The organism is Achromobacter sp. 18P8.1.1 (assembly GCF_057799415.1).
In genome coordinates this window covers 58,848-71,220 of the sequence record NZ_JBYOKH010000034.1, presented here as the reverse complement: position 1 = coordinate 71,220, position 12,373 = coordinate 58,848, and the positions used below count along the sequence as shown (strand labels likewise).

General features: G+C 67.5%; 13 protein-coding genes. 10 read left to right on the top strand and 3 right to left on the bottom strand.

Annotation, left to right across the window (positions count from 1 at the left end; genetic code table 11):
- The coding region (locus AC27VE_RS20580; RefSeq protein WP_488704837.1) for an amidase family protein at window positions 1–544 on the bottom strand (544 nt) is incomplete at its 3' end.
- A 192-nt stretch (window positions 545–736) separates the two neighbouring features.
- Here AC27VE_RS20580 and AC27VE_RS20575 point away from each other — a divergent pair.
- The 9 genes from AC27VE_RS20575 (at window position 737) to AC27VE_RS20535 (ending at window position 9,443) form a co-directional block, all read left to right on the top strand.
- A complete protein-coding gene (locus tag AC27VE_RS20575; protein ID WP_183016604.1) occupies window positions 737–1,465 on the top strand; it encodes a FadR/GntR family transcriptional regulator in 729 nt (242 codons plus the stop codon).
- Window positions 1,466–1,561: 96 nt separating this feature from the next.
- Window positions 1,562–2,428, top strand: coding sequence for a substrate-binding periplasmic protein (locus AC27VE_RS20570; RefSeq protein ID WP_488704836.1), 867 nt, complete (start codon window positions 1,562–1,564; stop codon window positions 2,426–2,428).
- Between the two features lie 139 nt (window positions 2,429–2,567).
- A complete protein-coding gene (locus AC27VE_RS20565) occupies window positions 2,568–3,416 on the top strand; it encodes a transporter substrate-binding domain-containing protein (protein ID WP_006227990.1) in 849 nt (282 codons plus the stop codon).
- 10 nt (window positions 3,417–3,426) lie between these two features.
- The gene (locus tag AC27VE_RS20560; protein WP_488704835.1) at window positions 3,427–4,464 is read left to right on the top strand and encodes an L-idonate 5-dehydrogenase; all 1,038 of its coding nucleotides are present in this window, start codon (window positions 3,427–3,429) and stop codon (window positions 4,462–4,464) included.
- A 26-nt stretch (window positions 4,465–4,490) separates the two neighbouring features.
- A complete protein-coding gene (locus AC27VE_RS20555; RefSeq protein WP_488704834.1) occupies window positions 4,491–5,156 on the top strand; it encodes an amino acid ABC transporter permease in 666 nt (221 codons plus the stop codon).
- Complete coding sequence (locus tag AC27VE_RS20550; RefSeq protein WP_006227993.1) at window positions 5,153–5,812, top strand: amino acid ABC transporter permease; 660 nt, start codon at window positions 5,153–5,155, stop codon at window positions 5,810–5,812. The genes AC27VE_RS20555 and AC27VE_RS20550 overlap by 4 nt, the downstream gene beginning before the upstream one ends.
- Entirely contained in the window at window positions 5,809–6,621 is an 813-nt protein-coding gene (locus AC27VE_RS20545; protein WP_315139672.1) for an amino acid ABC transporter ATP-binding protein, read from the top strand. The genes AC27VE_RS20550 and AC27VE_RS20545 overlap by 4 nt, the downstream gene beginning before the upstream one ends.
- 69 nt (window positions 6,622–6,690) lie before the next feature.
- On the top strand, window positions 6,691–7,902 hold the full coding sequence (manD, locus tag AC27VE_RS20540) for a D-mannonate dehydratase ManD (protein ID WP_006227995.1): 1,212 nt from the start codon (window positions 6,691–6,693) through the stop codon (window positions 7,900–7,902).
- Window positions 7,890–9,443 carry a mannitol dehydrogenase family protein gene (locus AC27VE_RS20535; RefSeq protein WP_488704833.1) on the top strand — a complete coding sequence of 518 codons (1,554 nt, stop codon included), beginning with the start codon at window positions 7,890–7,892 and terminating at the stop codon, window positions 9,441–9,443. The genes manD and AC27VE_RS20535 overlap by 13 nt, the downstream gene beginning before the upstream one ends.
- A gap of 12 nt (window positions 9,444–9,455) precedes the next feature.
- Here AC27VE_RS20535 and AC27VE_RS20530 read toward each other — a convergent pair whose 3' ends face one another.
- The gene (locus tag AC27VE_RS20530) at window positions 9,456–10,226 is read right to left on the bottom strand and encodes a class I SAM-dependent methyltransferase (RefSeq protein ID WP_488704832.1); all 771 of its coding nucleotides are present in this window, start codon (window positions 10,224–10,226) and stop codon (window positions 9,456–9,458) included.
- Window positions 10,227–10,319: 93 nt separating this feature from the next.
- Here AC27VE_RS20530 and AC27VE_RS20525 point away from each other — a divergent pair, with 93 nt between their 5' ends.
- Complete coding sequence (locus AC27VE_RS20525) at window positions 10,320–11,153, top strand: helix-turn-helix transcriptional regulator (RefSeq protein ID WP_088590974.1); 834 nt, start codon at window positions 10,320–10,322, stop codon at window positions 11,151–11,153.
- Here AC27VE_RS20525 and mutY read toward each other — a convergent pair.
- Window positions 11,150–12,229: an A/G-specific adenine glycosylase gene (gene mutY / locus AC27VE_RS20520; RefSeq protein ID WP_488704831.1), complete on the bottom strand. Its 1,080-nt coding sequence runs from the start codon at window positions 12,227–12,229 to the stop codon at window positions 11,150–11,152. The two genes, AC27VE_RS20525 and mutY, sit on opposite strands and share 4 nt — an antisense overlap.
- Window positions 12,230–12,373 lie beyond the last annotated feature (144 nt).

Here is a 12,373-nt window from a genome sequence, read left to right as displayed (position 1 = left end):
TGCGGGTGCTGTCGTACGCGTTGCGCGTGCCGTGGCCATGCGCACCGGGAAAGGCGGTGTTGTAGCCCGAGACGCCGAAGGCCAGTTCGTGCATGTGGGTCTTGCCCACGATGACGGCGCCGGCGGCGCGCAGGCGCTGCACCACGGGCGCGTCCTCGGCGGGGCGGAAGTGCTTCAAGGCCGGGGTGCCGGCGGTGTTGGGCAGGCCGGCCACGTGGATGTTGTCTTTGATGGCGATGGGCACGCCGCCAAGCGGCCCGGCCTGACCGCCTGGGCGTTGCCCGGCCTGACCGCCTGGGCGTTGCCCGGCGTCGTAGGCGCGGGCCTGCGCCAGCGCGCCGTCGCGGTCCACCGTGATGAAGGCGTTGAGCACGCCATGGGCGTCAATGCGCTCCAGGCAGGCTTGGGTCAGCGCCACGCTGGTGAGGCGGCCGTCGCGGATCTGGGCGGCGGCTTCGACGACGGTCAGTGCCGTCAGGGCGTCGTCGCCCGCGGGGCGCGGCTGGGGCTTGGCGGACAATGTCTGTTGGGACGTCTCTGGCATGGCGCTTTCTCACCTGTACGGATGAATGCTGTTGGACCGCCATCTATACAGGGTTCCTGCCGCCGCTGTCGAGCCCGGCCGTCGCCTTGGCCCCACCTTATGCAACGATGGTTTACCACTTCGATAGTGGTAAACCATTATGGTGGAAATTGGTAAACCACTTATGATTTGGTCTAACCACTTTTAAGATCCATGACACTGCAACTGATCCCCAAACCCGAAGAACCGGCCAGCAAGCCGGTGGCGGACCGCGCCTATGTGCGGCTGGCCGCCCAGATCCAGGCCCTGGTGGCGCAAGGCGAATTCGCCGTCGGCAAGCGCTTGCCGGCCGAACGTGCGCTGGCCGAGCGCTTCGACGTCAGCCGCACCGCGCTGCGTGAAGCCATCATCGCGCTGGAGCTGCAGGGGGTCGTGGAAGTGCGCGGCGGGTCGGGCATCTACGTCTGTGAGCCCAAGCCCGGCATCGCCCGCTTGCCGGCCGCCCAGGAAGCCGGCGCGGGACCGTTCGAGCTGCTGCGCGCGCGTTGCCTGATCGAATCCGAAATCGCCGCGTTGGCAGCCACGACCCGCAACGACGCGGACCTGGACCGCATCTTCGAAGCGCTGACGACGATGCGCGAGCAGATGATGGACAAGGCCGCCAACGAAGAGGCCGACCGCCGCTTCCATCTGTACATCGCGCAGTCCACCGGCAACAGCGTGTTGTTGGCCACGGTGACGTCGATGTGGGATCAGGCCCAGGGGCCGATCTGGGAAAAGATCGAACAGCATTTCCATACGCAGGATCTGCGCCAGGCCTCGCAGGAAGACCATCAGCGCATTTTCAGCGCGCTGGTGGCGGGCGACGCGCAGGCTGCGCGGCAGGCGATGCGCGCTCACCTCGAACGCGTGATCGGCGAATTCGCGCAGGGGTGGCGGTGACGCGGTAACGCAGGGCAGTACGGCAGGCGGCCCCTCGGCAGAGCGCGGAAGATACCGCGCCCCGGATCCGGGCTTTTCAAGTTCAGGAGACAAGCAATGCAGCAACAGAACAAGGGGAGCCGCGTGTTGGCCCGGTGGGCCGCGGCTGCGGTGCTGGCGATGTCCTTGCCGGTATCCGCCCAAGGCGGCGCCACGGCGGCCGGCCTTCCGGCGCCGGGGCAGAGCCCGCGCATCGACGCCATCCGCAAGGCGGGCGAGCTTCGCGTGGGCGTATTGCAGAACGCGCCCTGGCTGATCCAGGACCTGTCCGGAAAAAGCGGCGAAGCGTGGAGCGGCCCCGCCTGGCTGCTGGCCAAGGAATACGCCAGGCAGCTTGGCGTCAGATTGACGGCCGTGCCTGTGTCGCACGAGACCAAGGTGCCCGTGCTGGCCGCCAATCAAGTCGACATGACGATCAGCCCGCTGGCCGAGACCGCCGAACGCCTGAAGGTGGTGGACTTCGTGCTGTATTCGGCCACCAGCGTCTGCATGTTCGGCCGCGCGGGCAACGACAAGCTGGCCCGCGTCAAGACCGTCGAAGACCTGAACCAGCCGGACATCACCATCGCCTACTTCACCGGCGGCGCCGAAGAGGCCTGGGTGAAAGAGCGCTTTCCCAAGGCGCGGTTGCGCGCCGCCGCCAACTCCGGCGCCACTGCGCCCATCGAAGAAATCATGGCCAAGCGCGCCGACGCGGCGCCGATCAACCGCGTGCCATGGGTGGGTTTGAACCACAAGGTGCGCGGCCTGGTGGTGTTTCCCGCCGAAGCCAATTGCCAGCAAAGCACGGAAAAGGCCTCGCCCGTTGGCCTGGCCATCGACAAGAACCAACCCGACTACCTGGCCTGGCTGCGGCAGGTGGCGGCAACGATGAAGCCCGCGTTGGACGCTGACGAAATGCGCATCATCGAACAGACCCAGTAGGCCGTCCGGCCATTCCCCTTTTCAACCGGCACGCGCCTGGCGCGTGCGGATCTGGCGATACCGCCGGTGCTTGAACACGCCGGTACCGGGCGTGCCGCCATCGGCGGCAGACGGCCGGGTTCCCTCTAGGAGACTTTGCATGCAACCCCGATTTTCCTCGCGCCTTCCCGCCGCCCGCCTGTTCCTGTCCGCCGCGCTGTTGGCGGGCGCGGCCACGGCGCAGGCCCAGACGCCGCCCGCGCCTGGCGAAAGCCCCCGCATCGACGCCATCCGCAAGGCGGGCGTGCTGCGGGTCGGCGTGGTCAACAACCCGCCCTGGCTGGTGCAGAACACCACCGGGTCGGGTGAACCGTGGATGGGGTCGTCGTGGCTGCTGGGCAAGGAGTTCGCGCGCCTGCTGGAGGTGAAGATCGTGCCCGTGCAGGTCAGCCACGAAACCAAGGTGCCCGCGCTGATCGCCAACCAGATGGACATCATGATCGGTCCGCTGAACCAGAACGCCGAGCGCGCCAAGATCATCGATTTCGTGACTTTTTCCAACACCAGCGTCTGCATGTTCGGGCTGGCGTCGAACCCGAAATTCACGAACGCCACCAAGGTCGAGGACTTCAACCAGCCCGGCATCACGATGGCCTACTTCTCCGGCGCGGGCGAAGAGCCGCTGGTGCTGCAGAACTTTCCCAACGCCAAGCTGCGCGGCGTGACGAACTCGGGCTCGGTCGCGCCCATCGAGGAAGTGCTGGCTGGCCGTTCGGACGTGGCGCCGCTGAACCGCATGCTGTGGCCCAACATCAGCAAGAAGGTCAAGGGCCTGGCCGTGTTCCCCAAAGAGAACGATTGTCAGGACAGCAAGATCTTCGCGATCGACGCGGGCATGGGTGTCGCCAAGGATCAGGCCGTCTATCTGGACTGGCTGCGCAAGGTGGAAGCGCGCATGCATCCGGAACTGGCGGCTGAAGAGCTCCGCATGACCCAAACCCTGAAATAAGGCGGCCACCATGTTGAACTGCGCAATTCATGGCGCCCAGGACCTGCGCCTGGACGAACAGCAGCCCGAGGCGCTGGGCCCCACGCAAGTGCGGGTGGGTGTCAAGGCCGTGGGCATCTGCGGGTCCGATCTGCACTATTACCGCCACGGCAAAGTGGGCGACTTCGTCATCCGCGAACCGCTGACGCCGGGACACGAGGCGTCGGGGCAGGTGCTGGAAGTGGGCGCCGCGGTCTCCGCCGTCAAGCCGGGCGACCGCGTGGCGCTGGATCCGGCGCGCACCTGCGGGGTGTGCCGCTATTGCCGCCAGGGCGACTCCAACCATTGCGAGGCCGTGTTCTTCTTCGGCAGCGCCAGCCGCTATCCGCACATGCAGGGGGCGATGCGCGAACAGGTGGTGGTGCAGGAAAAGCAGTGCCTGCCGGTGCCGGACAGCCTGTCGTTCGAGCTGGCGGCGTTCGGCGAGCCGCTGGCCGTGGCGCTGCATGCAGTGCAAAGCGCTGGCAGCCTCCTGGGCAAGACGGTGATGGTGGTGGGCGCCGGGCCGATCGGCGCGCTGATCCTGATGGCGGCGCGGCTGGCCGGCGCCAGCCAGGCGATCGTGGTGGACATCGTCGACGAGACGTTGGCCACCTGCAGCCGCGTGGGCGCCACCCGCACCATCAATGCCGCCCGCGATCCCGGCGCCATCGAGGAACTGGCTGCGGGCAAGGGCTCGGTCGACGTGTGCTTCGAGGCCTCCGGCAACTACGGCGGGCTGGCCAATTGCATCCGCGCGACGCGGCCGCGCGGCGTCATCGTGACGGTGGGCACGCTCAGTGGCAGCAGCGAGCAATGCCCTTTCAACCAGATCATGGTCAAGAGCCTGTCGGTCATCGGCAGTTTCCGCTTCGTCGACGAATACGCCTGGGCCGTCGACTACCTGAGCCGCGGCGTGCTCGACGTATCGCCGCTGCTGACGGCCGCGGTGCCGGTCGCCCGCGTGCACGACGCGTTCGCGCTGGCTGCCGACCGCCACCAGGCCATGAAAGTGATGGTGACGTTCTGACGCGCCCTTAGTCCCCCGGAGACTTCATGGATTTCGATTTTTCCCCGCTTGTCGAGAACTGGCGATTCTTCGCCGGCGGCGTCGGCGTCACCGTGGCGCTCAGTGCGGTCACGGCGGTGTCCAGCATCCTGCTGGGCCTCGTGATCGCGCTGCTGCGCCTGTATGGGCCCCGCTGGCTGCGCGGGCTGCTGGTGTTCTACATCGACAGCATGCGCGCCATCCCCGTGCTGGTGGTGCTGGTCTGGATCTACTTCGCTTTCCCGCTGCTGGCCGGCGTGAACTTCGCGCCTTTCTGGGCGGCGCTGGTGGCGCTGACCCTGCACATCGCGGCCTACTCGGCCGAGGTGATCCGCGCCGGCATCGAATCGGTGCGGCCGGGGCAGATGCGCGCGGGCCTGGCGCTGGGCATGTCGCGCGCCCAGGCGCTGCGCAAGATCATCCTGCCCCAAGCCACCATCCGCATGCTGCCGGCCTTCGGCTCCGTGCTGACGGTGGCCATCAAGGACACGGCCATCGCCACCGTCATCGCGGTGCCTGAACTGATGCACAAGGCGGAGACCATCGCGGGCCAGAGCTACCGGCCCATCGAAGTCTTCACCGCCGTCATCGTGGCGTACTTCGTGATCCTGTTCCCGGTCACCCGCGGCGTGGACCGGCTGTACCAACGCTACGCACACCTGGGGCGCTCATGAACTTGGACTGGGGAATCATCTGGGATTCGCGCGACGCGCTGCTGCAAGGCGCCGCGATGACCATCATGCTGACGGTGGTGACGATGGCGCTTGCCGTGCCCGGCGGCATGGTGCTGGCGCTGATGCGCCTGTCGTCGAACCGGCTGGCCAACGGCGTGGCCGTCGCCATCGTGGAGTTCTTCCGCAACCTGCCGCTGATCCTGGTGATCTATTGGGCGTTCTACGTGATGCCCATGGCGCTGGACGTGCAGTTCTCGGCGGTGACCACGGCGCTGGTGGCGTTGGTGCTGAACGTGTCGGCCTACAACTCGGAAACGTTCCGCGCCGGCATCAATTCGATCCGAAAGGGGCAGATGGAAGCCGCGCTGGCGATGGGCATGTCGCGCCGGCAGGCCATGTTCAAGGTGCTGATCCCGCAGGCCGGGCGCCGCATCCTGCCGGTGCTGGCCAGCACCTGGATCTCGCTGTTCAAGGATACGTCGCTGGTGTCGGTGATCGCGGTAAGCGAATTGGCCTACGCCTCGATGCAGGTGCGCGCGCAGAGCTTCCGCGTGCTGGAAATGCTGACCGCGATGGCGGTGATCTATTGGCTGATGGGTTATCCCCAGGCCAAGCTGGTCGACTGGATCCATCGCAAATACGGAGTCAAGGAATGAACGACATGATCCTGGAGCAAGAGCCCGCCACGGCGCGCACGGCGTCGGCCGCGCGCAAGGGCGCGGACCAGCCGCCCGTGCTGGTCTATGAACACGTGCGCAAGGTCTACGGCGATTTCGTGGCGTTGGCCGACGTGTCGCTGCAAGTGAACAAGGGCGAGGTGATGTGCCTGATCGGCCCGTCCGGTTCCGGCAAGTCCACGCTTTTGCGTTGCACCAACGCGCTGGAAAAACTGGATGGCGGGCGCGTGTTGCTGGATGGCGTGGCGTTGCCGGAATCCGAATCCGAGGTACGCCGCGTGCGCCAGCGCATGGGCATGGTGTTCCAGAGCTTTGAGCTGTTCCCGCACAAGTCCGCGCTGGACAACGTGGCGATGGGGCCGATCACGGTGCTGGGCATGGCGCCGGAGGCGGCGCGCGCCCGCGCCATGGCGCTGCTGGAAAAGGTGGGCCTGGCCGCCAAGGCGGGCAACTTCCCCGCCAACCTGTCCGGCGGCCAGCAGCAGCGCGTGGCGATCGCCCGCGCGCTGGCGATGGAACCCGAAGTGATGCTGTTCGATGAACCTACGTCGGCGCTGGACCCGGAAACAGTGGGCGAAGTGCTGAACGTGATGAAGAAGCTGGCGCAGGAAGGCATGACGATGATCGTCGTGACCCACGAGATGAGCTTTGCGCGGCGCGTGGCCAATTGGGTGGTGGTGTTTGAGAACGGCGCCATTCTTGAGCAAGGCCCGCCCACGCAGATTTTCGACAACCCGCAAGTCGCCCGCACCCGCGATTTCCTCAGCCATCTGGGCTGGGAAGGCTAGGGCCTGAACGGGGCTCCTTTTGGCATCAACATGGCCTAAGACCTTTTCCTGTCTTTACGGAAACCTAAAATGAAAATTACGAACGCACGCGTGATCGTTTGTTCGCCGGGCCGCAATTTCGTGACCCTGAAAATCGAAACCGACCAGGGGCTGACCGGCATCGGCGACGCCACCCTGAACGGGCGCGAGCTGGCCGTGTCGGCCTACCTGACCGAACACGTCATCCCCTGCCTGATCGGGCGGGACGCGCACCAGATCGAAGACATCTGGCAGTACCTCTACAAGGGCGCGTACTGGCGCCGGGGGCCGGTCACCATGACCGCCATCGCCGCCGTGGACACCGCGCTGTGGGACTTGAAGGCCAAGGCGGCCGGCCTGCCGCTGTATCAGCTGCTGGGCGGCAAGAGCCGCAGCGGCGTGATGGTCTACGGGCACGCCAACGGGTCGGACATCGAGCACACGGTGGACGAAGTGCTGCGCTACGCCGACATGGGCTACCGCGCCATTCGCGCGCAAAGCGGCGTGCCGGGCCTGGACAAGGTCTACGGCGTGGGCCGCGGGAATCTGTTCTACGAACCCGCCGATGCCGACCTGCCCAGCGAGCACGACTGGTCCACCGAGAAGTATCTGCGCCACACGCCGCAGCTGTTCGAACGCATCCGCGAAAAGCTGGGCTTCGACCACCACCTGCTGCACGACGTGCACCACCGCCTGACGCCCATCGAGGCCGGGCGCCTGGGAAAGTCGCTGGAGCCTTACAACCTGTTCTGGATGGAGGACGCGACGCCGGCCGAAAACCAGGAGGCGTTCCGCCTGATCCGCCAGCACACCACCACGCCGCTGGCCGTGGGCGAAATCTTCAATTCCATCTGGGACTGCAAGGACCTGGTGCAGAACCAGCTGATCGACTACATCCGGACCACCGTGGTGCACGCGGGCGGCATCACGCACCTGCGCCGCATCGCGGACCTGGCGTCGCTGTATCAGGTGCGCACCGGCTGCCACGGCGCCACCGACTTGTCGCCCGTCTGCATGGGTGCGGCGCTGCATTTCGACCTGTGGGTGCCCAATTTCGGCATCCAGGAATACATGCGCCACACGGACGAGACGGATGCCGTTTTCCCGCACGCCTATACGTTCGACCAGGGCATGCTGTATCCCGGCGACGTGCCGGGCCATGGCGTCGACATCGACGAGAAGCTGGCCGCCAAGTATCCGTACAAGCGCGCCTACCTGCCAGTGAACCGCTTGCAGCAGGACGGGACGCTATGGAACTGGTAGCCGCCGGCGCGGCGCGCCTGTCGCCCGCGGGCTTGTCCGCGCTGCCGGACACGGTGGCGCGCCCCGGTTATGACCGGGCCGCCCTGCGCGTGGGCATCGTGCACTTGGGGCTGGGCGCGTTCGCGCGCGCGCATCTGGCGGCGGTCAACGAAGCGGCGCTGCATGCCGGCGCGGATCGCGGCTGGGGCATTTGCGGCGTCTCGCTGCGCCAGGCCGATACGCGTGATGCGCTGGCGCCGCAAGACGGGCTGTACGCCTTGGCCCTGCGCAGCGCCGATGCAGCGGGCCAGCCGCGCCAGCAGGTCGCGGTCATCGGCTGCCTGCTGGAAACCCTGGTCGCGCCGGAAGATCCGCAGGCGGTGCTGGCGCGCATCGCGCATGCGGACACGCGCATCGTCAGCGTCACCGTCACCGAAAAGGGTTATTGCCATGATCCGGCCAGTGGTCGGCTGAACCTGGACCATCCCGACATCGTGCACGACCTGGGGCAGCCGCTGGCCCCGCGCAGCACGATCGGCTTTCTGGCGTGGGGCTTGCAACAGCGGCGCGCGGCGGGGCTTGGACCCATCACGCTGATGTCGCTGGACAACCTGCCCAGCAACGGCCATCTGCTGCGTGGCATGGTGCTGGCGTTTGCCGAGCAGGTCGATCGCGCCTTGGCGGCATGGATCGCGTCGTCCTGCGCGTTTCCGTGTTCGATGGTGGACCGCATCGTGCCCCGCACGACGGACGACGACCGTCGCGCGGTCGCCGATGCGTTGGGCCTGCACGATGCCTGGCCGGTGCTGGCCGAGCCGTATCTGGAATGGGTGGTGGAAGACCGCTTTGCCGCCGGCAGGCCGGACTGGACGGCGGGCGGCGCGCGCTTCGTGGCCGAGGCCGCGCCCTTCGAAACGCTGAAGCTGCGCACGGTCAACGGCGCGCACTCGGCGCTGGCCTATCTGTCGGTGATGGCCGGCTGGGAGACGGTGGACCAGGCGATGGCCCAGCCTGCCTTGAAAGCCTACCTGGCCGCGCTGATAGGCGACGAGATCGTGCCGACCCTGCCGGCGTTGCCGGGCCTGGACCTGGCGCAGTATCAAGCCCGCTTGCTGCAGCGCTACCAGAACCCGGCGCTCAAGCACCAGACCCGGCAGATTGCGATGGACGGCTCGCAGAAGCTGCCGCAGCGCCTCTTGGACACCGTGCGCGCGCGGCTGGCAGAGGATCTGCCCATACCCGGCCTGGCGCTGGCCGTGGCGGGGTGGCTGCACTTCTTGCGGGGCGTGGATCAGGCCGGACGCCGCTACGAGATCCAGGACCCCATGGCCGATCGCCTGGCGCAGCAGTACGCGTTGGCAGAACAGGCGGCGCAACGATCCGGCGAGGGGCCGGCGGCGATGCTGGCCTGGGCCGGGTCGTTGACGAGCCTGGCGACTGTGTTCGGGGATCTGGGCCAGGACCCGCGTTTCGTGCGGGCCGTGGCGCAGGCGGCGCAGTCCTTGCGCAGCCAGGGCGTGGTCGGCGCGCTGGCCGCGCTGGCGCCCTCCGCACCCCGCTGATCCGGGATCGGATCAGCCCGGCTTCTTCACCACGATCGTGGCCGTGTCGCTGGTAAAGGAGCCGTCTTCCTGCACGTCGAAGTGCGCGCGCACCACGTCCGGCGCAATGCCGAACATGTGGCGCAGCGCCGCCACCAGCGTGTCCGGCGTGCGCATGCGCGTAACCCAGGTCTGGAATTCCAGCGGCAGGCGGCGCGGCGACAGCCCTTGCAGGGTGAAGCCGGCTTCGGTCAGCATGCGCGTCCATTCCGCCACCGAGTAGTCGCGCACGTGCGAGGTGTCGCGCAGTACTTCGATGGTTTGCAGCCAGGTATCCAGCAGCGGCTCGCCGGGCGAGACCACGTCGGCGAACACGGCGATGCCGCCGGGCTTGAGCACGCGGAAGGCTTCGCGCAGGCCGCGTCCGGCGTCCTGCCAGTGGTGGGTGGAATAGCGCGACATCACCAGGTCGAATTCGCCGTCGGCGAACGGCAAGTATTCGGCCTTGCCCTGACAGGTGACGAGGTTGCCCAGGCCGCGCTTGGCGGCTTCGGCCGACACCACGTCCAGCATCTGCTGCGACAGGTCGTAGGCGGTGACGTGGCGGACTTCGGGCGCGACGTGAAAGCTCACGTGGCCGCCGCCACAGCCCAGGTCCAGCACGCGCGCATCGGAGTGCTGGCGCGCAATGCCGGCCATTTGCTGCAGGTCTTCGCCCTGGGCGTGGACGGCGCTGGTCAGGTAGGCGGTGGCGCGGGGGCTGAATTGGCGGTCGACGGCGGCGTCGTGGGTACTGGCGGTCATGGATATCCTCAAGGGGCTGGGTGCGGAACAACGGGTGCAGGCGCTAAGATAGGCGGGCCCGTATACACGTACAAGCCCATTGCTTATCCTGGTATGACTACTTCCCCCCTTGCCGGCGCCGCCAATCAGGACGGTTCCCCCTTGCGCCGACAGGCGCTGGGCGAATTCGTCCGCAGCGCCCGTTCCCGCATCACCCCCCAGATGGCCGGGCTGCCCGAAGGCATGCGCCGCCGCACGCCGGGGCTGCGGCGCGAAGAAGTCGCCCAACTGTGCGGCATCAGCGTCACCTGGTACACCTGGATCGAGCAGGGGCGGGAAGTTTCGGTGTCGCCCTCGGTCTGGTCACGCATCGCCGGCGTGCTGCAGCTGGCCCGCGCCGAGCGGGCCTACCTGTTCGATCTGGCCGACTGCGCCGACCCGCAACACGCGCGCGACGACGCGGGCGCCGCGCCCGGTCCGCTGCAGGAATGCGTGAACGCGATCGACGCGCCCGCCTACGTGCTGGACCGCGCCTGGAACGTGCTGGCCTACAACGAGCCGTTGCGCGACCTGTTCGACGACTGGCCCACGCGCGACCCCGAACCGAACCTGCTGCGCTACATCTTCATGGACCCGGCCGCGCGCGAACTGGTGGTGGATTGGGACCAGCGCGCCCGCCGCGTCGTGGCGGAGTTTCGCGCGGACGCCGGCGCGCACCTGGACGAACCGGCGGTGCTGGGCCTGCTGGACACATTAAGCCGCCAGAGCCCCGTGTTCGCCCATTGGTGGACGCGCCACGCCGTGGTGGAGCGCGAGGGGGGCTTGCGTGAATTCCAGCACCCCCGGGACGGCAAGCTGGCCTTCCAGCAGATCACGTTCCGGCTGGCGACCCATCCGGACCTGAAGCTGGTGATGCTGCTGAGCGGGGCGGCGCAGGCCGAGGCCTAGTCGCGGAACAAGCTGTCCTGCATCCCCGCGTCCACCAGCCCCTGCAGCAGCTTCTTGACCGGCGCGGGCAGCGCCATGGATGCCAGCTTATCCGCATGGACCCAGCGTTCCGGCAGCGCCGATTCGCGCAGGCTAGCTGCGCGCACGGGCACCAGCCATGGCCGGATGTGCAGGCGGTAGTGCGTGAAGGTGTGGGCGAAGGCGGCCAGTTCAAAGCGTTGTTCGGGCTCCAGGCCCAGCGCGCGCGATGCGGCGTCGGGGTCGCCCGCCACGTCGAATTCGGGCAGGCTCCACAGGCCGCCCCAGATGCCGGGTTCGGGCCGTTGCTGCAACAGGAAAGCCCCTTGGTGTTGCAGCACCAACATACAGGTCTCGCGTTCCGGTATCGCGCGGCGCACTTTGGGGGTGGGCAGTTCGGCCTGGCGGCCCTCGCGGCGGGCGACGCAGCTGTCGGCCACCGGGCATTTGTCGCAAGCGGGCTTGCCGCGCGTGCACAGCGTGGCGCCCAGATCCATCAACCCTTGCGTGTAGGCGGCCATGTCCAGGCCGGGGGCGGCCTCGACCTGGGCGTCGGCCAGCGCCCATAGCCGCGTTTCGATTTCCCGCTTGGCGGGATCGCCGGCAATGCCGAAGTGGCGCGTGAACACGCGCTTGACGTTGCCGTCCAGGATGGGCGAACGCTCGCCGTAGGCGAACGCCGCAATCGCCGCCGCCGTGGATCGGCCGATGCCGGGCAGGGTTGCGATGGTTTCCGCGGTGGGCGGGAAGCGGCCGTTCCAGTCGCGCGCGATCTCCTGCGCGCACCGGTGCAGGTTGCGGGCGCGTGCGTAGTAGCCCAGTCCGGCCCAGTATGGCATCACGTCTTCCTGCGCGGCGGCGGCCAGCGCGGCTACGTCCGGGAAGCGTTGCAGGAAGCGGTCGTAATAGGGGATCACGGTGGCCACTTGCGTCTGCTGCAACATGATCTCGGACAGCCAGATCCGATACGGGTCACGCGTGTTTTGCCAGGGCAGATCATGGCGGCCATGCTGGCGCTGCCAGGCGACGATACGAGGGGCGAATTCCATGGCGCTCATTATCGCATCGCCCTATTGCCGGGGTCAGGGCGACCGGTTACAACTAAGAGTCTGTGCGACGCGCTTTTGGGTGTTGCCAGGCCCTACCTAGAGCGCGAAAGCGCCATCACTTCACTTTCACGGCCCTTGTTGGCCCGCGGGCGC

Bases quoted from the DNA above. Each gene is read 5' to 3' on its own strand.
- AC27VE_RS20575 (WP_183016604.1), top strand. From the start codon at position 737: ATGACACTGCAACTGATCCCCAAACCCGAAGAACCGGCCAGCAAGCCG.
- AC27VE_RS20555 (WP_488704834.1), top strand. From the start codon at position 4,491: ATGGATTTCGATTTTTCCCCGCTTGTCGAGAACTGGCGATTCTTCGCC.
- AC27VE_RS20565 (WP_006227990.1), top strand. From the start codon at position 2,568: ATGCAACCCCGATTTTCCTCGCGCCTTCCCGCCGCCCGCCTGTTCCTG.
- AC27VE_RS20530 (WP_488704832.1), bottom strand. From the start codon at position 10,226: ATGACCGCCAGTACCCACGACGCCGCCGTCGACCGCCAATTCAGCCCC.
- AC27VE_RS20525 (WP_088590974.1), top strand. From the start codon at position 10,320: ATGACTACTTCCCCCCTTGCCGGCGCCGCCAATCAGGACGGTTCCCCC.
- AC27VE_RS20560 (WP_488704835.1), top strand. From the start codon at position 3,427: ATGTTGAACTGCGCAATTCATGGCGCCCAGGACCTGCGCCTGGACGAA.
- manD (WP_006227995.1), top strand. From the start codon at position 6,691: ATGAAAATTACGAACGCACGCGTGATCGTTTGTTCGCCGGGCCGCAAT.
- AC27VE_RS20550 (WP_006227993.1), top strand. From the start codon at position 5,153: ATGAACTTGGACTGGGGAATCATCTGGGATTCGCGCGACGCGCTGCTG.
- AC27VE_RS20545 (WP_315139672.1), top strand. From the start codon at position 5,809: ATGAACGACATGATCCTGGAGCAAGAGCCCGCCACGGCGCGCACGGCG.
- AC27VE_RS20535 (WP_488704833.1), top strand. From the start codon at position 7,890: ATGGAACTGGTAGCCGCCGGCGCGGCGCGCCTGTCGCCCGCGGGCTTG.
- mutY (WP_488704831.1), bottom strand. From the start codon at position 12,229: ATGAGCGCCATGGAATTCGCCCCTCGTATCGTCGCCTGGCAGCGCCAG.
- AC27VE_RS20570 (WP_488704836.1), top strand. From the start codon at position 1,562: ATGCAGCAACAGAACAAGGGGAGCCGCGTGTTGGCCCGGTGGGCCGCG.